At 58.5% G+C, this 19,994-nt stretch carries 15 protein-coding genes and 1 tRNA gene; 8 read left to right on the top strand and 8 right to left on the bottom strand.

Annotation, left to right across the window (positions count from 1 at the left end; translation table 11 throughout):
* The first annotated feature begins 42 nt into the window (after positions 1 to 42).
* Positions 43 to 1,146: an AIR synthase-related protein gene (locus tag K3G63_RS13415; RefSeq protein WP_220614606.1), complete on the top strand. Its 1,104-nt coding sequence runs from the start codon at positions 43 to 45 to the stop codon at positions 1,144 to 1,146.
* Positions 1,147 to 1,241: 95 nt separating this feature from the next.
* On the opposite strand, the gene K3G63_RS13410 is transcribed toward K3G63_RS13415, so the two are convergent.
* Entirely contained in the window at positions 1,242 to 1,457 is a 216-nt protein-coding gene (locus K3G63_RS13410) for a heavy-metal-associated domain-containing protein (RefSeq protein WP_220614605.1), read from the bottom strand.
* Positions 1,458 to 1,509: 52 nt separating this feature from the next.
* On the opposite strand from K3G63_RS13410, the gene K3G63_RS13405 reads away from it, so the two are divergent.
* On the top strand, positions 1,510 to 2,169 hold the full coding sequence (locus tag K3G63_RS13405; protein WP_220614604.1) for a DUF4240 domain-containing protein: 660 nt from the start codon (positions 1,510 to 1,512) through the stop codon (positions 2,167 to 2,169).
* Between the two features lie 53 nt (positions 2,170 to 2,222).
* On the opposite strand, the gene K3G63_RS13400 is transcribed toward K3G63_RS13405, so the two are convergent.
* Both K3G63_RS13400 and K3G63_RS13395 read right to left on the bottom strand, forming a co-directional pair.
* A complete protein-coding gene (locus K3G63_RS13400; protein ID WP_220614603.1) occupies positions 2,223 to 3,710 on the bottom strand; it encodes a nicotinate phosphoribosyltransferase in 1,488 nt (495 codons plus the stop codon).
* Between the two features lie 230 nt (positions 3,711 to 3,940).
* Positions 3,941 to 4,330: an STAS domain-containing protein gene (locus K3G63_RS13395; protein ID WP_220614602.1), complete on the bottom strand. Its 390-nt coding sequence runs from the start codon at positions 4,328 to 4,330 to the stop codon at positions 3,941 to 3,943.
* A gap of 437 nt (positions 4,331 to 4,767) precedes the next feature.
* Between K3G63_RS13395 and K3G63_RS13390 the strand changes: the two genes are divergently transcribed.
* The gene (locus tag K3G63_RS13390; RefSeq protein WP_220614601.1) at positions 4,768 to 5,445 is read left to right on the top strand and encodes a response regulator transcription factor; all 678 of its coding nucleotides are present in this window, start codon (positions 4,768 to 4,770) and stop codon (positions 5,443 to 5,445) included.
* A 486-nt stretch (positions 5,446 to 5,931) separates the two neighbouring features.
* Here the strand turns inward: K3G63_RS13390 and K3G63_RS13385 are convergent.
* Positions 5,932 to 6,003 (bottom strand) — tRNA-Arg (locus tag K3G63_RS13385).
* 135 nt (positions 6,004 to 6,138) lie between these two features.
* Between K3G63_RS13385 and K3G63_RS13380 the strand changes: the two genes are divergently transcribed.
* On the top strand, positions 6,139 to 7,293 hold the full coding sequence (locus K3G63_RS13380; protein WP_220614600.1) for a DUF2652 domain-containing protein: 1,155 nt from the start codon (positions 6,139 to 6,141) through the stop codon (positions 7,291 to 7,293).
* A gap of 194 nt (positions 7,294 to 7,487) precedes the next feature.
* Here K3G63_RS13380 and K3G63_RS13375 read toward each other — a convergent pair whose 3' ends face one another.
* On the bottom strand, positions 7,488 to 8,729 hold the full coding sequence (locus tag K3G63_RS13375; RefSeq protein WP_220614599.1) for a Pycsar system effector family protein: 1,242 nt from the start codon (positions 8,727 to 8,729) through the stop codon (positions 7,488 to 7,490).
* Between the two features lie 248 nt (positions 8,730 to 8,977).
* On the opposite strand from K3G63_RS13375, the gene K3G63_RS13370 reads away from it, so the two are divergent.
* The 3 genes from K3G63_RS13370 (at position 8,978) to K3G63_RS13360 (ending at position 15,042) form a co-directional block, all read left to right on the top strand.
* Positions 8,978 to 12,883 carry a BamA/TamA family outer membrane protein gene (locus K3G63_RS13370; RefSeq protein WP_259404438.1) on the top strand — a complete coding sequence of 1,302 codons (3,906 nt, stop codon included), beginning with the start codon at positions 8,978 to 8,980 and terminating at the stop codon, positions 12,881 to 12,883.
* A 305-nt stretch (positions 12,884 to 13,188) separates the two neighbouring features.
* Positions 13,189 to 14,307, top strand: a complete 1,119-nt coding sequence (locus K3G63_RS13365) for a DUF6268 family outer membrane beta-barrel protein (RefSeq protein ID WP_220614598.1) — start codon at positions 13,189 to 13,191, stop codon at positions 14,305 to 14,307.
* A 315-nt stretch (positions 14,308 to 14,622) separates the two neighbouring features.
* Positions 14,623 to 15,042, top strand: coding sequence for a hypothetical protein (locus K3G63_RS13360; protein WP_220614597.1), 420 nt, complete (start codon positions 14,623 to 14,625; stop codon positions 15,040 to 15,042).
* Between the two features lie 182 nt (positions 15,043 to 15,224).
* Here the strand turns inward: K3G63_RS13360 and K3G63_RS13355 are convergent, their stop codons facing one another.
* The 3 genes from K3G63_RS13355 to K3G63_RS13345 form a co-directional block, all read right to left on the bottom strand.
* Positions 15,225 to 15,560 carry an ASCH/PUA domain-containing protein gene (locus tag K3G63_RS13355; protein WP_220614596.1) on the bottom strand — a complete coding sequence of 112 codons (336 nt, stop codon included), beginning with the start codon at positions 15,558 to 15,560 and terminating at the stop codon, positions 15,225 to 15,227.
* A gap of 279 nt (positions 15,561 to 15,839) precedes the next feature.
* Positions 15,840 to 17,924, bottom strand: coding sequence for a polyphosphate kinase 1 (gene ppk1, locus K3G63_RS13350; protein ID WP_220614595.1), 2,085 nt, complete (start codon positions 17,922 to 17,924; stop codon positions 15,840 to 15,842).
* Positions 17,925 to 18,032: 108 nt separating this feature from the next.
* Positions 18,033 to 18,524 carry a histidine phosphatase family protein gene (locus tag K3G63_RS13345; RefSeq protein WP_220614594.1) on the bottom strand — a complete coding sequence of 164 codons (492 nt, stop codon included), beginning with the start codon at positions 18,522 to 18,524 and terminating at the stop codon, positions 18,033 to 18,035.
* An 845-nt stretch (positions 18,525 to 19,369) separates the two neighbouring features.
* Here K3G63_RS13345 and K3G63_RS13340 point away from each other — a divergent pair.
* Positions 19,370 to 19,912 (top strand): DUF6252 family protein, encoded by a 543-nt coding sequence (locus tag K3G63_RS13340; RefSeq protein WP_220614593.1) that lies wholly within the window; start codon positions 19,370 to 19,372, stop codon positions 19,910 to 19,912.
* The last annotated feature ends 82 nt before the right edge of the window (positions 19,913 to 19,994 follow it).

Here is a 19,994-nt window from a genome sequence, read left to right as displayed (position 1 = left end):
CTGAGCAGGGAAACTAGTTTCTAGCTTTACATAGCTCCCCATATGTCCTCTGACCTCAAAGCCACCGCCGGCTACTCCATTGAAGAAGGTAACGCCGCTTCCAAGAACGCCTACCACTGGGCCCAGAAAACCTTCTCGACCCGCGCGGGCAAGCCTGGCGAGCCGGCGCAGGACTTAGCCGGAGGCTTCTCCAATGAAATTCGGTTTGGCAGTGAGCGGCTGGGTATCGGCTCCGATGGTATCGGCACTAAGATTGAGGTAGCCGAGCGCACGGACCGTTACGATACGCTGGGTTATGACCTGATTGCTATGGTGGCCGACGACCTGGTGGTGGCCGGTTTTGTGCCTACCAACCTGTCGAACATCATCGACGTGAACACGCTCAACTACGAGGTGGTAGATGAACTGATGCGCGGCCTCCACGACGCGGCCCAATTCAGCCAGATTGCCGTGACAGGCGGCGAAATAGCCGAGCTGGGCAACCGCATCGGGGGCTACCCCGGCGCCCGCATGAACTTTAACTGGTGCTCGACGGCCGTGGGTGTGCTGCACCCTAGCCTGGAGCGCCCCCTGAGCGGAGCCAACGTGCGCGCCGGGCAGGCGGTGGTAGCGCTTCGGTCGCCCTCATTCCGCTCCAACGGCTATTCCCTGGCCCGCCGTGCCCTAACCAAAGCCTTCGGCGAAGCCTGGCATACGGCACCCTACACCGGCCCCGATGCCGACGAAATGGGCCCGACCTGGGGCGAGGTAATGCTGGCACCTTCGCTTATCTTCTCGCCGGGCGTGGCGGCGGTGCTGGATGCCGGCCTACCCCTGCACGCGGCCGCCCACATCACTGGCGGCGGCATTGCCGACAATTTCAAGCGCGTACTCAAAAACGGAGTAGGGGCCGAGCTGACCAACCTGTTCGAGCCGCTGCCGGCCATGCAGCAGCTGGCCGAGCTGGCCGGCATCACGCCCACGGAAGCCTACCTCTACTGGAACATGGGCAACGGTATGCTCCTTGTCACGGACGAAGCCCAGGCCGAAGCCGTAGCCGAAACCCTGCGCCGCCACGGTTACCAGGCCCAGGTAGCCGGCCGTATCACTTCGGAAACCGATGTAGTGCTGCGGGTAGGTGCGGGTGAGCTGCGCTACGAGGCGTAAGTCTTCCCCTATCAGCATAAAAAAGCACGTCATGCAGAGGCGCAGCCGAAGCATGACGTGCTTTTTAGGGTTAGGGATTAGGCGGTAGCCGTTGCTCAGGCGGCTACCGGCTCAATATCAAACCCGGCCTGCGAAACGGACTTCATAATCAGCTCAGGAATGGGGTTTTCGCCTTCCACGGTGAGGATCTTCTCGGGGCTGTTGGTGTCTACGTTCCACTTCTCCACACTGGCTTCGGCGTCGAGGAAGGGCGTGACGGCGCGCACGCAGTTGGCGCAGTTGATGCTGGTTTTGAATTTCAGGGTTGACATGCTGAGTAACGGTTAGAGCTGTAGCAGGAGGTAGGAAAACTGCCAGCGGTGGGTGAGTTGCTGTAACAACGAATACGAAGCAAAATTAGCTGCCGAACAAGCTTGGCCGGTACAGGCTTTGGCTGGCGGTGTGCAGAGTTTTGCTGTATTTCGGAGCTTGATTATTAACTCAGTGGAGATGAACAAGACAGCATTTTGGCAGATAATAGAGTCAGCGAAGGCAGAAGCCCAGGGTGACCAGCAAGTTCAGGAGCAGGCCTTGATTAGCAGCTTGGAAAAGCTAGATCTAGAACAAATAGTTGAGTTTGAGTGCATCCTGCGTGAATATCTAATTGAAGCTGACCATTACAACATTATAGCGGCTCAGAAAATCATCGACGGTTACGTATCCGACGACCCGTACTTGTATTTCCGGTGCTGGCTGATCGGGCAAGGCGAAACCGTATTCACTAACGCGCTGCACACTCCTGATTCCCTGGCCAGCGTTATTGAGGACCCTTATCAGGACTTTGAGGCCTTGCTGTACGTAGCTACTGAAGCCTTTGGAAAGCGTACAGGTAGAACGGAGGAAGATGATTCCTTCCCCAGGGCACTAGCCTCTGAGCGCGGACTCAACTACGATTTCGGGTCCGAAACCAAAGGCGAAGATTGGACGGAGAACCAGCTGCCCAAGATGCTGCCAAAGCTTTGGAAGAAATTTGGCCCGATCTAAACCAAGAAAGCCTGACCGCGTGAGCAGTCAGGCTTTCTTCGTACTGAAATAGCCTACGCCGGCCGCAGCGGCCGTTTCTCCAGAATCAGGTTGGTGCGGAAGGTGTTTAAGGTTTCTTCCAGGCCGACGGGGTAGGTGTGGGGGTTCAGGAAGCGGCGGATGCTGGGGTCGAGGCTGAGGACTTCGCGGTGGGCGCGCTGGCGGCTTTCCTGCAGGGTAGGCAGCTGGTGCACTAGCTGGCCGCGGCGAAAAATAGGTTCCAGCAGCTCCCGGTAGGTAGCGTCGGGGCGCACGGGGCGGCGACGGGTAGCATCCACGGGGTCGATGATGGTGAGGTGCTCGGGCAGAGGCTCGGCTACGTTGTAGAGCATGTCGGCGCGGAGCTGGCCCTTCTCACTTTCGTAGCGGCGCACCTGCAAGATGCCGGGGATGCTGGTTTTGGCCAGCTGCTCCGAGAGCTTGATGGTGAAGTCCCAGCCCGAGTCGTCGGGTTTGCGCAGAGCAGCTAGCTTGTACACACCTCCCAGGGCCGGCTGGTCGTAGGCCGTCACGAGCTGAGTACCAATGCCCCAGGTATCGATTTTGGCGCCCTGGAGCTTGAGGCTGGTAATGAGGTTTTCCTCCAGGTCGTTGCTGGCCACAATGCGCACATTCTCGAAGCCGGCCTCGTTGAGCAGGGCCCGGGCCTCGCGGCTGAGGTAGGCCAGGTCGCCGGAGTCTAGGCGGATGCCGCCCAGTTCGTGGCCGGCGGCGCGCAGTTCGCGGGCTACCTTGATGGCATGACGCACCCCTTCCAGCGTGTCGTAGGTGTCCACCAGAAAAACAGAGTCGTCGGGGAAGGCCTTTGCGTAGGCTCTGAAGGCTGCCTCCTCCTCCTCAAACGCCATAACCCAGCTGTGGGCGTGGGTGCCTTTCACCGGAATCCCGAAGCGCTGCCCGGCCAGCACGTTGGAGGTGGCATCGGCCCCGCCCAGGTAGGCGGCGCGGCTGGCCGAGAGGCCTCCGTCTACGCCCTGGGCGCGGCGTAACCCAAATTCCAGTACGGTATCAGTGCCAGCAGCTTCCCGAACGCGCGAAGCTTTGGTGGCAATCAGGGTCTGGAAATTGACGAGGGTAAGCAGCGCCGTTTCCACCAGTTGGGCCTGCAACAGTGGTCCTTGCACCCGAATCAGGGGCTCGTGGCCAAACACCACGGTGCCTTCGGCCACGGCGTCTACGTCGCAGGTAAAGGTCAAGTCTCGTAAATAGGCCAGGAATTCCGGAGGAAACATCACCCCGCCTTTGGCGCTTTGCAGGCTCCCGAGGTAGGCCAAGTCGTCGTCGGAGAACCGCAGATTTTCCAGAAAGTCGACGGCGTAGGCTAGACCAGCTGCTATGGCGTACCCTCCGTTGAAGGGCGGTCGGCGGAAGTAGAGGTGAAACACGGCCTCACGGTCTTGCAAACCCTGCTGCCAGTAGCCATAGGCCATGGTAACCTGGTAGAGGTCGGTAAGCAAGCTAAGCGAGGGAGTGTACAGGCCGGAAAGCGGGGCAGAATTCATGCGAAGCAACGGTTGAGACACCGCAGCTTACGCAGAATATTTGATTCTATCGAAGCCAGTGTGTATTCGGCGCGATTAACGGCTACCTGCTTCCGCAGGGTAGCTGTGCAGGTATTTCCTGTAATGTTCTGTTAATCTGCTGTTTATTTGCTGGATGGTGCTGCCCGTAGTGTTCCTTTCTTCTTGTACGGAGCAGTATTGTTGCTCCCGTAGGCGGGGTGTGGGCTAGCTCAGGTGGCTTGGTGCAGGGCCGCCATTGGAGCAGGCGTAGCAGCCGGAAGTTGGATGCGGCAGTAGCGTTCTGCATCAAGCAAGGACGGTACCACGGGCGGACGTAGGGCCGTGGGCAGCTTGGCCAGCAAATGACCAACCGGCCCATCGAGGTGGCACAGGACCAGCGGAATGTGGCGCTCCTGCAGGCGGCGGTAGTAGCGGAGCAGTACGCGCAACGTCGGGAAAGAAAGGTTGTGCAAGTGGCTGCAGTCAATCCAGATGCTGGGTTTGCCACTCCGCAGGGCTCGGCGCAGGGCGCAGGAGAGCTGAGGGCCCCCTGCAGCGTCTCCATCATCGGCCAGAATCAGCAGGTAGCTCTCGGGTAGTATTTCACGGTATACTTCCATGGCGCAGGCAACAGAGAAAGGGCTAGAAAAGCCGTATGAACGAGTGGTGCAGGCAGTAGGCCCCGCTTGGATAAACCAACTGAAACGTACTCAAACATACGGCATATAAGAGATGGAATATACAGGTAAAACACTGATTTATAACTCAGTACTTTTACGTAGCTTGCTACCCTGGCCAAACGAACTAGCCTGACAGAAGAAGCCTGCGGCAGCCGCCGGGAATATTAGCCCTTCCTCGTTGTGCCAGCGGTTGAGTAATACGCGCTGACGTAACCAGTGCCGTGGCAAGACTCTGGGAAAAGGCAGTTACTGCCCTCAGCAGGGGCCTACCCTTGCCTTTAGCGAGTAATGTGCAGCAGCCTTTGCCTTGTTTCTTGCGTACTATAGCCGAGCCACACCAATGTGGTTATGTATTCTCGCGCTTGAATTGACCCTTTATGATTCGTGTAATACTTGCCGACGACCACGCCATATTGCGGGATGGTATCCGGGCAATTCTTTCTCACGAACCCGACATACAGGTAGTAGGAGAGGCTGGAAATGGACAGGCGCTGCTGGAACTGCTCGCCACCCAGCCGGCCGACCTTGTGCTCTTGGATGTTTCCATGCCTGTACTTGATGGTTTCGCTACTACCAGTGCTCTGCGGGCCCAGTTTCCTGGTGTACACGTGCTGGTGTTGTCCATGCTCGACCAGGAAAGCTGCGTGTACCGCATGATGCAGGCCGGGGCGCTGGGGTATGTGCTTAAAAACGCCGATATAACGGAAATAACCTATGCCATCCGTACGGTAGCGGCTGGCCGCCCTTTCTTGTGTACCGAAATCGGGCTGAGTTTACTGCGGCGCGCTACGCAGCGGCAAGTGGGCGCAAACGAAACGGCCGAGCCTGCCTATACTATTCCGCTGTATCGTAGCGGCCCAGTGGAGCTTTCAGTGCGGGAGATGGAAGTGCTTAAGCTGATTGCTGAGGGGCTGACCAACGCCGAAATTGCGGACCAGCTCTTTGCCAGCAAGCGCACCATTGAAACCCACCGGCAAAACATCATCGAAAAAACGCAGGCTAAGAATACAGCAGCCCTGATTCGGTACGCCATGCTGCACGGACTGATTGAGTAGTACGTCCGGCCGCCCTGAGGCTGCCTTCCCCCTCCGGTGGCTTTGCCAGGACATGAAGCAGTCAGCGTATCTGGTAAGAAGCTGGTCCACCAATACCACTGGCACACAGCTATACGCAGGCAACTGCCCGTACAGCACTGACAGCGGGCTTGAGTAGTTATTTGCGGGGGGAGAAGGGCAACAACCGAGCAGTATGCCGCCAGCGCCAAGTTAGGTTCCCGTCCGGTGGCGCTGCCTGTGCCGTGGTAGCCGGCTCTGGCAGTGGTAAGCGCGGCAACGCCAGCCCGTCTCATGGCGCAACCAACGCAGTGCGAAGGCCGCTGAAAGAAGACCGCAAAAGGCCTGCCCGTTGATCTGTTAGCAGGTAAAACAAAACAGCCGCGTTTCTATATGTCAGAAACGCGGCTGTGTGTAGCAAAACCGGCCAAAACAAAGCCCCCGCCCATCTGGTCAGATGAACGGGGGTGCTGCTTGCTAACAACAGTGTAGCCGCGACGGGAATCGAACCCATATCAAGCGTTTAGGAAACGCCTATTCTATCCGTTGAACTACGCAGCCAGTAGCATTACCTCGTACAAAGTTACGTTGAAACCCGCCCCCACCCAAACCCAGAACTGCGCTACCCGCGTATAGGCGCGCGAGGCAGCGTATCTTCGGGTTTTCCTCCTAGTTATCTTTTTTCAGGCTCCATCCATGGGTTTACTGGACGACTTGCGTGCTGACCGTCGAATAGCCGGGACGGCCCTGCACCCCGGAGCCGATGGGCAAGTGCCCGCGTTGCTGCTGATTCCGGATATCAGTGGATTCACGCGCTTTATCGAGGAGTCGGGTAGCCCGCAAGCGCCCTTCTTCGTGGCCGACCTACTCGAAATTCTTATCGAGGCAAATACCCTTGGGCTGCAGGTAAACGAAATTCAGGGCGATGCTGTGCTGTTCTACCGGCTCGGCCCCCCGCCTCCGGTAGCCGACTTAGTTCGCCAGTGCCGGCGCATTTACCTCGACTTTCAAAACTACCTGCGCCTGGTAGCCCGCGACACGGGCTCGGAGCTGGCTACGGCCCTGCACGAGTTGGCCCTCACGCTTAAAATTATCGTGCACTACGGCCGGGTCAGTGTAGCCCGCATCCGGGAGTACACCAAGCTCATGGGCCGCGACGTAATTGTGGTGCACCGCCTGCTCAAAAACAATGTAACCGGCTCGGAATACGTGCTGCTGTCGGAAGGGTACTTAGCGACCCAAACGCCGGCTGCACTAACCCAGGCCTTTGCCTGGACACGCCTGCTCCCCGGAGCTACCTACTATGAGTACCTGGGCGAAACCCCCTATCATTACGCCAGTCTCTCGCCCCTGCGGCTACTGCTCAGCCGTCCGGAAATTGACGAAGATGTGCCACTGGGCCGGGGCTGCACCCTAAAGGTGCGGCGGGCCGTGCACATGCCTGCTTCCTACATGGTGCGTATGATTACCAACTTCCGCCTGCGGCCCCGTTGGATGGAGGGCGCCACCGCCGTGCATTACGACGTGACCAAGGCCGGGCGCCTGGGTACCAGCTATAAGGTGGACGTGTTCAGCGGGCAGATTGACTTCCAGGCTGTGCAGTTGTTCGAGGACGAGGACGGCCGCCTGGAGTACGTAGAGAAGATTTCCCACTTCCGTCTGTTTCCCAACGCGCTGCTTTTCTATGGTGTTGAGGCCGTAACCTCGGGCGCGTGTTTGGTTACCCTGGAGTTGCGCTACGGCCACATTGCTAGCTCCAGCCGCCTCGTGCGTTTCGGCCAGCTACGGCGTTTACACCGCTTCCTGGGCCGCTCCCTGCACGGGTTGGCCGCGCTGGCCGAGAAGAGCTAATCGGGGGAGTATCTGGGTCAAAACCAGGGCAGCACTCTCTGTTTTGCCCTGTGTGCTACCCCCAAATATTCGACAAGCCCTTACCGGCGGCCTGGGCGGTAAGGGCTTGTCTGGTTGCGGAGCTTATCCTAGAAGAAAGGGCGGGTGGCGTCGTGCCTTCGCGCCTCTGTAGCCTGCCACTCCCTCGTTCACCGTTACACCTTATACAGCAGGGCAATGCCGAACGAAAGGGCGGTTAAAATCAGGCCTACCATAAAGATGGTGTAGCTCAGACGCAGCAGGCGGTACTTCTTGGTCAGCACATCGCCGAGGTAGTAGATGTCCGTCACCATGTTGGTGTACAGCGCCTCCTTCTGGCCCATAATTTCCGTCATGCCCCGCTGAAAATCGTCGAGGCTAAGCTTGTTGAAGTTGCCGAAGAAAAGCAGGTTTACGCGGCGGTTAGTGGCAATCTGGGGGCTGCGCTTGAGCCACTTGAAGCTGGTTACGTCGGGCTGGGCGCAGAGAATGGCGGTAATAACCGAAGCCAGCGCCGTAGCCAGCAAAATACCCATGGGTACGGCAATAATGGGGTTCCGAATCAGGCCCACGTTGCTCAGCGCCGCCGTTTTGCTACCCAGCTTGGCCCCGAAGTAGGTAATGATAAGCGACATGAGTACCGCATTTAGCGAAATCATCATGTTCGCTTTCTTATCGGCCATGTCCGAGAGCTTCATGTGGTTGCTGTACATGGTCCGGAACATGGTTTCGATGCCGCGCTTGGGCTCGGCAAAGGTACCTTCGGCTTCCTGCTCCTTCTTCTTCTGCTTTTTCTCGATTTTCTTCAGGAGCTTCCGCTGCTCCTTGATATTCTCCTTAAACTGGTCCTGATACCGTTCCTTGGCGGCCTTGGTGTAGTACTTGCCGGCCAGCAGAAACGCCAGCTGCGTGTCGGCCCACTCCGTGTTGGAGTAGGTTTTACCGATGGTAGCTTCCCACTCGGCGCGCAGCAGCTCAGCCTCGGCAAAGAAACTCTCGCGGCCCATGTTGCTCATGTCGGCATCTACCAGCAGCTGCTCCAGCTCCGTGTCGCGGGGGGCGTCGCGGTGGGTGGCCCGGATCAGGCGCTGCACTACCTCAATCCGCTCCGGGGGGTAGCCCTGTTGCTGCAGCCACTCGGCGGCCATGTCGGCGCTACGGTACTCATGGCCATCGTACACCTCGGTGTAGCCCACATCGTGAAACCAAGCCGCCAGCAGCAGCGCCTCCTGGTCGGCCTCGCTCAGGCCGGCGGCTTCACCCAAGGCCCGGGCTTCTTTTACTACCGTAGCCGTATGCTTGGGCGAGTGGTACACAAGCTGAGCGGGCAGCTTTTTTTCCAGCAGCTCCAGCACGTAGGCCTTGGCGTTCTTGACAATTTCGGCCTTGGCCGGTTTCTGAATAAGAATGGTTTCCATCAGGGGAGCAGACAACAAACAACAACAGCGCGGGAGGCTGCTGGGCTTACAACGCGATTCGCGCCGCCGGGTTTTCAGGCCTTCGACCCCAACCGTGGCGAAGCGAATTGCGTAGGGCAGCGCACCACGCCTATGCGCAACGACTACTTTAGCCGTTACAGGTAAGTTTACCGTATTTCCTGAACATCCGTTCGGTATCCTTGGTGCCCTTATCGGTGCCTTGGCTTTCTTGCTACCTTCTCTTTTGTATGAGCCGACATTTCCTGTCCTGCTGCCTGCTGTTGGCGTTGGCCGGTGCTACCGCCCCGGCGGCACTGGCCCAGCAGAAAACCCAGACGCCTCACCCCGAGCGGCCCAATTATCGCAAAGGCGGCCTCAACTGGGAGGCTAAAACGCCGCCCGACAGCTCCCGCATCCGCTACACCGTATTTCTGATTGGGGATGTGGGCAAGCCTATTCCTGAGGCGGAAGGCGGTGAGCCTTCCCTCAACTACCTGCGCCAGCAGATTCTGGCCGCCGGTGCCAAAAGCACTACCGTGTACCTCGGGGATAATATCTACGAGTACGGCATGCCGGAGGCCAAAGCTTCGGACCGGAAGGAGTCGGAGCGGCGCATCATCGACCAGATGAAAATCCTGCGCGACTACCAGGGTGAGAAGTACATGATTCCTGGCAACCACGACTGGAAGCAGGGAAACCGCGGAGCCGTGGAGCAGGTAAACCGGGAGCAGTTCTTCGTAGAAAACTACTTGAAGAGCGACTCGGCTGCGTTTCCCTACACCGGCGACTTTTTCCTGCCCCGCGACGCCTGCCCCGGGCCGGTAGAGGTACGCCTGCAGGACGACCTGGTGCTGATTGCCATCAACTCGCAGTGGTTTCTGCAGACGTCCGGCGAGCGGCCTTACGGGGCCAACAGCGGCTGCGGCGTTGCCAACGAAACCGACTTCTTTACCCAGGTAGAGGACATCATCCAGCGCAATGCGGGCAAGAACATCATGGTGGTAGCTCACCACCCGCTGTTTTCCGACGGTATTCACGGGGGCTACTTCACGCTCGGGGACCATTTCTTCCCCCTGTCCATTGTGTTTAAGTATGCCTTCGTGCCGCTGCCCATCATTGGCTCCATCTACCCTTTTGCCCGCAAGTACGGCGGGGTAAGCCAGGATATTCCGCACCCCCTGTACCAGGCCTATAAAAAAGGACTGCTGGAGATTTTCCAGAAGTACCCGAACGTGGTGTACGCCGCCGGCCACGAGCACAACCTGCAATTTCAGAAGGAGGGCAACCTTAACCACATCGTCAGCGGCTCGGGCTGCAAAACTCAGCACGTAAAGCCCGGTAATGGCGGCGACGCCCTGTTCTCGGACAAGGAAAAAGGCTTTGCCCGCGTGAACTACTACGATAATGGGGAGGTCTGGACGGAGTTCTACGTGCCAAATGGCGCGGGTGAAACCGGCCGCCTGGTGTTCCGCTCCCCCCTGTACGCCCAGCAGGCCATGGCCGCCACCGACTCGGTGGCCCGGCCTACTGGGGCGCCGCGGCCTGCCTTTGCCGATAGCACCGTAACGGTAGCTGTGAACCCCAACTACGTGAACCGTAGCGGCGTGCACAAGCTGTTTTTCGGCAAGCATTACCGCCAAGAGTGGGCTACGCCCGTGAAGTTCCCGGTACTGGACCTGGCCACCGAAAAGGGCGGCCTCACGCCCTACAAGATTGGGGGAGGCAAGCAAACGGCTTCGCTGAAAGTGCGCAACGAGGAAGGGCGCAACTTCACCATTCGCAGCCTCAACAAGGACCCCTCGGCCGTGTTGCCGGAAGCCCTGCGCGAAGGCGCCGCCGCCGACATTCTGCAGGACCAGATTTCGGCCCAGCACCCCTACAGCTCCATTGTGATTCCGCCCCTGGCCACGGCCGCTGGCATTTTGCACACCAACCCCGAGCTGCGCTACATTCCGCAGGACCCCCTGCTGGGCCAATACCTGGAGCGCTTCAGCAACACGCCCGGCGCCATTGAGGAAGATGCCAAGGACGACCAAAGCAACGTGGAGAGCCTGGGTAACGCCAAAAACCTGGTGGGCACCGACAAGGTATTTGAGCGCATTACCGACGACAACGACAACCGCGTCAACGAAAAAGCTTTTGCCCGCTCCCGCCTCTTCGATATGTGGATTGGCGACTGGGACCGGCACGAAGACCAGTGGCGCTGGGCCGAGAAAAAGGATAAGGACGGCGACCGGAAGTTTACGGCCGTGCCCGAAGACCGGGACATTGCCTTCTTCAAGGGCGACGGTATCTTCCCCTACCTGGCCTCGCGCAAGTGGGCTATCCGTAACTTCCAGAACTTTGGGGCCGATTACGCCGACTGGAAGGGCCTGAACCTGACGGCCCTCAGCAACGACCGGGTGTACCTGGCGTCGGTAACGAAGGAGGAGTGGGTAAAGCAGGCCGAAGAGTTGAAGGCCGGCCTTACTGATGAGGTCATTGAGAATGCGTTCCGGGAGCGGTGGCCCAAGCAGATCTACGATTTGCACGCCCCCGAGATTATGGCCAAGCTTAAGAGCCGCCGCGAGCTGCTCCCCGAGGTGGCCGCCGACTACTACGAGCTGCTCAGCAAGGTAACGGAGGTAAAAGGCTCCAAGAAGCGCGAGCGGTTTGTGGTGGAGCGCCTGCCTGATAACAAGACGCGCGTCACGGTGCAGAAAATCAACAAGGAGGGCGAGCTGAGCAAAAGCCTCTTCGACCGCACCTTCGATAACAAGGTAACCAAGGAGGTCCGCCTCTATGGCTTCCAGGGTGAGGACCAGTACGAAGTAAAAGGCGACGTGAAAGACGGCCCGTTGGTGCGCATTATTGGGGGCACCGATCGGGACTCTATCGTGGACCGCTCCAACGTGGCCGGCTTCCGCCACAAGCTGCACGTATACGATGCGGATAGCGGCAACGTCATCGTGGCCGGCAAGGATGCCCGCCTGCGCCTGGAACCGGGTATTGATGTAAGCCGCTACGACGTGCATACCCGCACCGACCGTAAGGATTACACCCTGAACTACTTCGGCCCAACCCTATACTTTGGGTATAACGTAGACGACCGGCTGTTCTTCGGCGGAGGGCTGGTGTACCGCACCTACGGCTTCCGCAAAGCTCCCTACGCCACGGAGCAGAGCTTGGCCGCTAACTACTCGCCTTCCCAGAGCGCCTATAACGTGCGCTACCTGGGGCACTTCGTGGACGTATTCGGCAAGACGGATCTGCGCCTCACGGCCCAGCTCTACGGGCCCCAGTTGCTGTACAACTTCTTTGGCCTCGGCAACGACACGCGCAACATTCTGGCCGACGACCGGAGTACCCGCGCCCGCGACATCAACGATTTCTACCGTATCCGCTTCTCGCGCCTGTACGTGGCGCCCATGCTGGAAAAAGACTTGTTCAGCTTCCTCAAATTCGGCGTTGGCCCCCAGTACGACCAGTTCCGTGTCGACCGGAATCAAATAGGTGGGGAAATCGGGAACAACCTAGATGAAAACGGCAACGGGAAGGAGGGCACGGCGGCGGCGGGCATCCGCGCCTCCGACTTCGGGCTGAACCGTTACCTGGGCGGGCGCGCCTACCTGAACCTGGATGCGGCGTCTTCGCCCAAAAACCCGCGCATTGGCCTGCGCTGGTACAACTCGGCGGAGTACAACCACCAGCTCAACGGCGAGAAGCTGACCTACGGCCGCTTGGCTACCGAGTTCCGGGCCTACCTCTCGCCTAACTTCCCGTTCCAGCTAACCTGGGCCGGCCGCATCGGGGCTAGCCGCAACCTCGGCGACTACCGCTTCTACCAGGCCAATACCCTGGGTGGCACTACCAACCTGCGCGGCTACCGCCGTACCCGCTATGCCGGCCGCTCCTCGGTGTACGGCAACGCCGAGGTACGCATTCAGCTCTTCACCTTCAACGCCTACCTGGTGCCCGGTAAATTTGGCATCATGGGCTTGGCCGATGCCGCCCGTGTATACACCTCCCGCGACACAGATACTGGCCTTAAAGCCTTCCATACTGGGGTAGGCGGCGGGGTGTGGGTTGACGTACTCAAGCAGGCGGTTATCAACGCTACCTACTCAGTAGGCGAAGAAAACCTGGTCTTCGTGGGCTTCGACTTCCTGTTTTAACTGCTAAGCCGGCGAGGTAGCGAAGAAGGTGGTTTGGCCAGCAGGCCTACTACCGTCCGCTGCCTTGCGCACTGGGCTTCTCTTTGAACGCAAGAATCCCTACTTCCGCACGGAGGTAGGGATTCTTGCGTTAGCAGGCTAGGTGGTAGGGCGAAAGGGTGGCTTCGTGCTTTAGTACGACGGCAAGAAAACGCATCGTTTCGGCAGCACGCTAGTTCAGGGTAGTACCTCATCTTTTTTCGCGAAAAGACGTTAAGGCTAGCCGGACGTCTTTTCGCCGGTTTTATTTCTTGCCTTCCACCCGTATGATAGTATTCTCCGCTTCGACGTTGCGGTTGCTGCGGCCCTTGGCGGCCTCAGTAGCGGTGCTGTGCGCCGGTGCTGCCCAAGCCCAGATTACGCCCACTTCGCCACCTGTCTACCCCCCGCCTGCTCCCCCCGTCGGCGACACCACGGCTGCGGCTAATGCCCAGGAGTTTGCAACTCCTTCGGTGGTGGGCATGGGGCCCAGCAAGGGGCTGATTTTCCACTACGAGCGGGTGCCACGGTTTAATGTAGCCTCTGATGGGAAAGTAGTGGGCTTGCAGGATTATAACTCCCAGGCCACTAAAAACGCCCGGCTTGTTATCAAAGGCTATATCCCGATGCTTAACCACCCGCACCTGAAGTTAATTCTGGGGGTAAACTATGAGCGGGAAGAATTCAAGTTCCGGCAGTTTCCGACCGGCTACGAGCTGTACGACAACATCGAGGACAAAGGCCTCAAAACCCTGGGTACCCAGCTAGCCGTGATTCGGCCAGTGAATGAGGAGAACTGGTACATCTTTCGGGTGAAGGGCGAGCTGAGCGGCGACTATACCTCATCGGAACTGAGTGTGCGCGACTACCTGCGCGTGTCGTCGGAGTTTCTGTACGGGTGGAAACGCAGCCCTACCTTCTCGTGGGGGGTAGGCGTACAGCTGGGGTATACCTTCGGGCGGCAAAGCATCTACCCGGCCGTGCTGTATAACCGTACCTTCAGCAACCACTGGGGAGTGGAGGCCCTGTTCCCGGCCCGCGTAACCGCCCGCTACAATGCCTCGCCCCGCTCCTTGTTCTTTGCAGGCTATTCCGTTGATGGCCTCAACTACATTATTAAGCTGCGGGAGCCCCTGCGCCGCGAAAATGCCATTGACCTGCGTACTCTGGAGCTACGCGAAACCGAAGTGAAGTTCCGGGGCCGCTGGGAGCGGGAAATCTACGATTTCCTCTGGTTCGGGCTGGAAGGCGGCTACCGCTACAATTACGCCTTCGATGCCTTCGACCGTACCAACGATAACCGCGTCAAAATCATCGACAGCAAGCTGGCAGGGGCACCTTACGCCTCTCTGGAACTGTTTATTGTGCCCCCACGCAAGTTCCTGAAGAAAACCGTGGACAAATAAGCCTGCCGGCCTGGACCAGGAACGGCCTTAACAAGCCCGTGCTTGCCGGGTACTTTTGCGTGGCAGGACGCGCAGTGCTAGAGCCCGGCCGAGCGCAGCCCAAGGCAGTGTGGGCGAGGCCGTGATGTTGGCCGAGGCTGGCTTTCTTGGCGTACTTCCGCTACTTTGTTGCCCCGGTAGTTTTAGATTAGAATAACAGCAGCGGCCTGCTACAATATAGCGGGCCGCTGCTGTTATTCTATAGGGCAACCTGAACCATAGCAACCTGCCCCCGGGCTACTTACGTAGCAGCTTTCTCTCCCTTCCTTCTTTCCCATGCAAATCACGAAGCATACGGACTTGCGCGACGGCAGCAGTTGCGAACTAGATTTTGATGAAGCCAACGGCTGGTTGCGTGCTATCTGGCTCGGCTACGTCGACCCGACAGAAGCTTACAACGGTGCCGCCCGCTACCTGCAGGCCATGCAAGGGTTGCGCTGCCCCTACCTGCTAAACGACAACAGCCGTCTTTCTGGTCCCTGGTTCGATTCGGTGGAGTGGCTGCGCAGCGTGTGGGCACCCCAGGCCGAGCGCCTGGGCCTGCGCTATATTGCCCATGTGGCCCAGCCCCAAGACCTGCTGGATCAAGCCGCCAGTTTATCGGGCACTTCCTTCGGCGACACGCTGCACCTTCAGCTTTTCGACGACGTGGCTTCTGCCGAAGAATGGTTGCAGCACATGCAGGCTCACAGCTAGCCCACAAGCTATACCCAATGCGGCTTGCCTTGTCAAGGCTGCTTTTAGCGGAATAAGGTGGGTGGGGGCAGGCCGCCCAGGCAACGGCTGCAAGGCGGCCGGTAGGGTAGCCGGAAAAGGGCATGTCCCTACACAAAAACGGCCCCCGTGTAGCGGGGGCCGTTAGGGCAGAGCAGCAGGCGCTACCACAGGCGCGTATCACTAATGCCGGAGGGCAGCGGAGGATGTTCTGAGAGGCCCAGCACACACCAGCCCGTCTCGATGCCAAAAGAGCCGCCTTGCAACAGGTAGCTTACCCACCGCGCGGTAGTGCGGCCACTGTATTGCTCGCTTTCCGGCTCGTATTCGCGCAGAAGCAGAGCGTCGCCTATCTGAAAGTTTCGGTCGTTGAACCGAACGTCGAAGGTCTTGCTCCCAGTTAGCACCGCCGCAAAGCACGCGGGCCATACTTTTAGTTCGTGTTGCGTGGCTGCCATACCCCGGTTGGGGGCTAAGGTGTTAGAAGGGATATAGTTCATGTGAATAGAATCAGAGTGAAAGGTGTACGGCTGAAAAAACCATGCCGTATTGCCCAGATCAGCTACAAGCAAATCTATAAACAGGCAATACAGGCGTGCTGTTCAAAGCTACGGGCTTTCTGCCGGAGGAGTTGCTGACTTGGGGTTATGTTTCTGCTTGCTTAAGCAACCCAGTCAGCTAGCAGACAAAAAAAGCTCCTGCCCGTATTGGCAGGAGCTGGTAGTGTACAAATACTATGTGGCATGCAGTAGCCAAAGTGGCTAACCGGCGGGCGGTAACTACTTACGCTTCTTTTTACCCAGGCTCTTCAGGTACTCATAGGTATCAAACTGCGAGCGGATGCGGGCGGCAGCCGTGTCCTCGGGGCCGATAAAGCGGTTGTGGAAGTCGCGGGCCTTCACGTTATCCTGGCGCTGCAAATCCAGCAGATGGCGCACTTCAGCCCGTAAATCGTCTTGCAAGATGGGAAAAGCCACCTCCACGCGCCGGTCAAGGTTGCGGGCCATCCAGTCAGAAGAAGCTACGTACACCTTTTCCTGGCCTCCGTTGCCGAATACATACACCCGGGCGTGTTCCAGAAACCGGTCGACCATGCCGCGCTGCCGGATGTTCTCGCTTTGCCCGGCCAACTCCGGAATCAGGCAGGAAATTCCCCGGATCAGCAGTTCAATCCGGACGCCGGCCCGGCTGGCCTCGTAGAGTTTGAGAATCATGCGCTCATCCTGCAAGGCATTCAGCTTAAGGATAATATAAGCGTCCTGGCCCTGGCTGGCTAAGTCTATTTCGTGGTCGATGAGGGCATTCAGTTTCTCGCGCAGCTCGAAAGGGGCCACCAGCAGGTGCTGGAAGTGGCCGGCCTTGTCTTGGCGGTCGTGGAAATAGCGGAATACCTCTACTACCTCGCGCGTGATTTCCGGGTTGCTCGTAAACAGGCCGTGGTCGGCGTATAGCTCGCTGGTTTTCTCGTTGAAGTTGCCCGTGCTCAGGTAGGCGTACAGCCGGTTCTGGTCCTGCTCGGCGCGGGTAATCAGCAGCAGCTTGCTGTGTACCTTCAGCTCCGGAATGCCATAGATAACGTTGGCCCCGGCCTTCTGAAGCTTCTCAGCCCAGAACATATTGCTTTCCTCGTCAAAGCGGGCTTTCAGCTCCACCACTACCGTAACCTGCTTGCCATTCTTGGCGGCTTTCAGGAGGGCTTTGGCTACCTCACTCTTGCCTGCCACCCGGTACAGCGTGATGCTAATACCGCTAACCAGCGGATCCTGCGCCGCTTCGGTAATCAGGCGCGTGACGTAGTCGAACGACTGGTAGGGCGGATGCAGCAGATGGTCGCGCTCAGCAATAGCGGGTAGCAGCTTGCCGGTGCGGGGTAGGGTAGGGTGGGGCAGGGGCGGCATGGGCTCGTACTGGAGCTGGGCCAAGCCAAAATCGGGGAAACCGAAAAAGTCGCGGAAGTTGTGGTAGCGGCTGCCCTCTACCAGCTCTTCCTTGCTGATGCCGGTCTTCTGCATCACGGCCCGCAATACTTCCCGGGGCATGGCCGGGTCGTAAAGCAAGCGGGCAGGGTAGCCGGTTTCGCGCTTTTGCAGGCTGCTCTTAATCTTGGCCAGCATGTTGCCCGACACTTCTTCTTGAATGTCCAGCTCGGCGTCGCGGGAAAGCTTAATGGCGTGCACCTGCACTTTCTGGTAGCGCGGAAACAACTCCTGGGCGCAGCAGCGTATCACGTCGTCCAGAAACATCACAAACTTGTCGTCGCCCTGGGCCGGCAACTGCACAAACCGGCTGCCGTGGCGCTTGGTGGGCAGCTCCATGACCACTACCCGCTCTTCGTCTTGCTTTTTGCGGTTCTCGGGCTGGCTTAGCAAAAACGTCAGGTACACGCTCTGGTCGCGCAGGAACAGGTGGTGCAGGTTATCGTCGAGGATGATGGGGGACAGCAAGTCCTGCACATGCTGGCGGAAGTAGTTCTGCACCCAAGCGCGCTGCTCTACCGTCAGGTCGTGCTCCGACACCAGGTGAATGTGCTGGGCGCGCAGCTCGGGCAGGATGCTGTTGCGGAACGTGTCGCCGAACTCCTGCTGTTGGCGGCTCACTTCCGCCAGCAGGTCCTGTAGCTGCTCGGCAGGGTCTTCACCCAGCTTGGCCCGGGTTTTTTTCTTGAGCTTTACCAAGCGCCGCAGGGTAGCTACGCGCACTTTAAAGTACTCATCGAGGTTGCTGCTGAAGATGGCCAAAAACTTAATGCGCTCCAGCAGAGGCACCTCGGGGTTCTGTGCTTCCTGCAGTACCCGGCGGTTGAATGCCAGCCAGCTCAGTTCCCGGTTCAGCAGCTGGGGCTGCGCCTGTGTGGTTTCGGACATGGCAGTTTGGGGGCTTGGGGGCTTGGGGTTCTGGGGGCGTAGTTGACGTTCTTTTACTTGTTTGCTGGAACATCACTCAAGCCCCCAAGACGCTAAGACCACAAGATCCTAGTTATTTTTGGGGTGGTCGTAGAAGTAGTACTCGGCGTTGGCGCGGTCAATATCAGCCCAGCGGGCGCACGCAAACTTCAGGCACACAATAGCCGCGGTGGGCATATCAGGAATAGTGCTGGGTGAGAGCACATTGGCGAAGTCGGTGATGGTAGGGTTATGGCCCACCAGCAGCACCGAGTCGGCCTCGTCGGGGCAGTGGCGCACCACGGTCAGCAAGTCCGGCACGGTAGCCTCGTAAATGCGTTCTTCCACTGCCACTCTGTCGGCCGGGTAGTCCAGCTCGTGCGCCACCAGGGCGGCCGTGCTCAGGGCCCGGACGGCCGGCGAGGAGAGCAGCAAATCCAGCTGAATGTTGCGCTTGGCCAGCGCCTGCCCCATCATGGGCGCATCGTCGCGGCCCCGGTCGTTGAGCGGGCGCTCCTTATCGGTTAAGTCATCGAAGCTCCAGCTGGATTTAGCGTGGCGCATCAGGTACAGCGTCTTCATGGTAGGGAGGGGAAACGGGTAGCAGGCCTCTTTACTGTGGCGTCCGGAAAAAGTTTTGTCCGGGCAGCGCGGCAACCCAAAATCGGGCCGGGAATAAAAAAGACCCGCCCAGCTCGGACGGATCTTGGTTGTATGCGGGAGGCAGTTCAAGCTGGTGCCAGTTACGGGAACGGCTCATATAGCTGTGGCGTAGCACACCAGCAGCTACCTGCTACCAGGGCAACGCCAAAAGCCTCAGCCGTTCCAGTTCTCCCACGGCTCTTCCGGCCTTATCCAAACCACTTAGTAGGGGTAGTTGGTCAGCCCGGCCGGTTCAGGTCAGGAAAATGCAGCATCCTTTCTCAGGGGAGTATTCGCGTGGCAGCGGCGCCGGCCAGACGCTGTTGTCGGCCGTAGCAACAGGCCCTGTGTGAAGCGTTTCTCCGGCGCTTGTTACAACTTAGCTTCTACACGCTCCGGGGCGCTAGTGCGTTTACAATCAGTGGCCTGTTCCGCGGCCCTTTCTTCTAGTGCTGCGGTAACACCCGGTTGTGCGGCGGAGCATAGTAAGGGCCAGAGCATTGCCGCAGTTGCTCACGGGTAAACAGTGCATCCGGATTATCTTAGCTACTACCAGCTATTTTCCATTTTGCCATACCGCTGTGTTCAGCCACAGTCAGGATGAGGACAATTTTATTCCCATGTTTATCTGCTCTTGCCCTGCTACCTAGTGTGCTTCACCATCAATGCAGCCCGTAGCAGGTGAGCTTTACGGGTATAGAACTGCGTCTTCCAGACAGAGGTATGAATAGAAATACAGAAGGACGTCTGGTATCTGCTGGCCATACCGCTTAATATATTCCAACATGCGACCCCTCTATCTTCTACTGAGTAGCCTTTCTGTGCTGGTTGCCTGTGCTAAAAAGGATGCATCTCCCGAAAGCCAACTCCCTCCCGTCACGCAAACAGGCGCCAACACCTTTGGCTGCTTGGTGAATGGAAAGGTCTGGACGCCGAACGGAGGCGACGGCAATCAGGTAGGCAACCTGGTCGTCAGCTATGATAAGACCACAGCGGGAGGCGTGCTCGATATCCGTACCTATCGGTACACCGATGTAAAGAAGCCGAACACGCAGCAGTACATGATTCTCTTTGTCCGACAACTCCACGGCCCGGGTACCTACTCATTTAAACGTAATCAGCACAGCCGGGCTTACCTGCATGACTTTAAAACGAATTGTTATTTCAGCAGCCAGGATAGCGCCACTACCTATCGCAACGGCAGCCTCACGCTCACGCGCCTGGATGAAGCGGCAGGTATCGTGTCGGGCACCTTTCACTACACACTATATACACCCGGCTGCGATTCGCTGAAAGTGACGCAGGGCCGGTTCGACTGCCGGATGTAGCCGTTACTTGAACCTCTCTGCTCTTCTGAAAAGCTTTAGCGGCTCCTACGCGGCAGTCCGGCCCGGCTCAAGGACGGGCCAG

This window comes from Hymenobacter sp. HSC-4F20 (assembly GCF_019599275.1).
Taxonomy (GTDB): domain Bacteria; phylum Bacteroidota; class Bacteroidia; order Cytophagales; family Hymenobacteraceae; genus Hymenobacter.
Note: the sequence above shows the minus strand (reverse complement) of the source record. Positions and strands in the feature narration are given on the sequence as shown.

Excerpts from the sequence above, each read along its gene's own strand:
- K3G63_RS13415 (WP_220614606.1), top strand. The coding sequence starts at position 43 with ATGTCCTCTGACCTCAAAGCCACCGCCGGCTACTCCATTGAAGAAGGT.
- K3G63_RS13410 (WP_220614605.1), bottom strand. The coding sequence starts at position 1,457 with ATGTCAACCCTGAAATTCAAAACCAGCATCAACTGCGCCAACTGCGTG.
- K3G63_RS13400 (WP_220614603.1), bottom strand. The coding sequence starts at position 3,710 with ATGAATTCTGCCCCGCTTTCCGGCCTGTACACTCCCTCGCTTAGCTTG.
- K3G63_RS13395 (WP_220614602.1), bottom strand. The coding sequence starts at position 4,330 with ATGGAAGTATACCGTGAAATACTACCCGAGAGCTACCTGCTGATTCTG.
- K3G63_RS13390 (WP_220614601.1), top strand. The coding sequence starts at position 4,768 with ATGATTCGTGTAATACTTGCCGACGACCACGCCATATTGCGGGATGGT.
- K3G63_RS13380 (WP_220614600.1), top strand. The coding sequence starts at position 6,139 with ATGGGTTTACTGGACGACTTGCGTGCTGACCGTCGAATAGCCGGGACG.
- K3G63_RS13375 (WP_220614599.1), bottom strand. The coding sequence starts at position 8,729 with ATGGAAACCATTCTTATTCAGAAACCGGCCAAGGCCGAAATTGTCAAG.
- K3G63_RS13370 (WP_259404438.1), top strand. The coding sequence starts at position 8,978 with ATGAGCCGACATTTCCTGTCCTGCTGCCTGCTGTTGGCGTTGGCCGGT.
- K3G63_RS13365 (WP_220614598.1), top strand. The coding sequence starts at position 13,189 with ATGATAGTATTCTCCGCTTCGACGTTGCGGTTGCTGCGGCCCTTGGCG.
- K3G63_RS13360 (WP_220614597.1), top strand. The coding sequence starts at position 14,623 with ATGCAAATCACGAAGCATACGGACTTGCGCGACGGCAGCAGTTGCGAA.
- K3G63_RS13355 (WP_220614596.1), bottom strand. The coding sequence starts at position 15,560 with ATGAACTATATCCCTTCTAACACCTTAGCCCCCAACCGGGGTATGGCA.
- ppk1 (WP_220614595.1), bottom strand. The coding sequence starts at position 17,924 with ATGTCCGAAACCACACAGGCGCAGCCCCAGCTGCTGAACCGGGAACTG.
- K3G63_RS13345 (WP_220614594.1), bottom strand. The coding sequence starts at position 18,524 with ATGAAGACGCTGTACCTGATGCGCCACGCTAAATCCAGCTGGAGCTTC.
- K3G63_RS13340 (WP_220614593.1), top strand. The coding sequence starts at position 19,370 with ATGCGACCCCTCTATCTTCTACTGAGTAGCCTTTCTGTGCTGGTTGCC.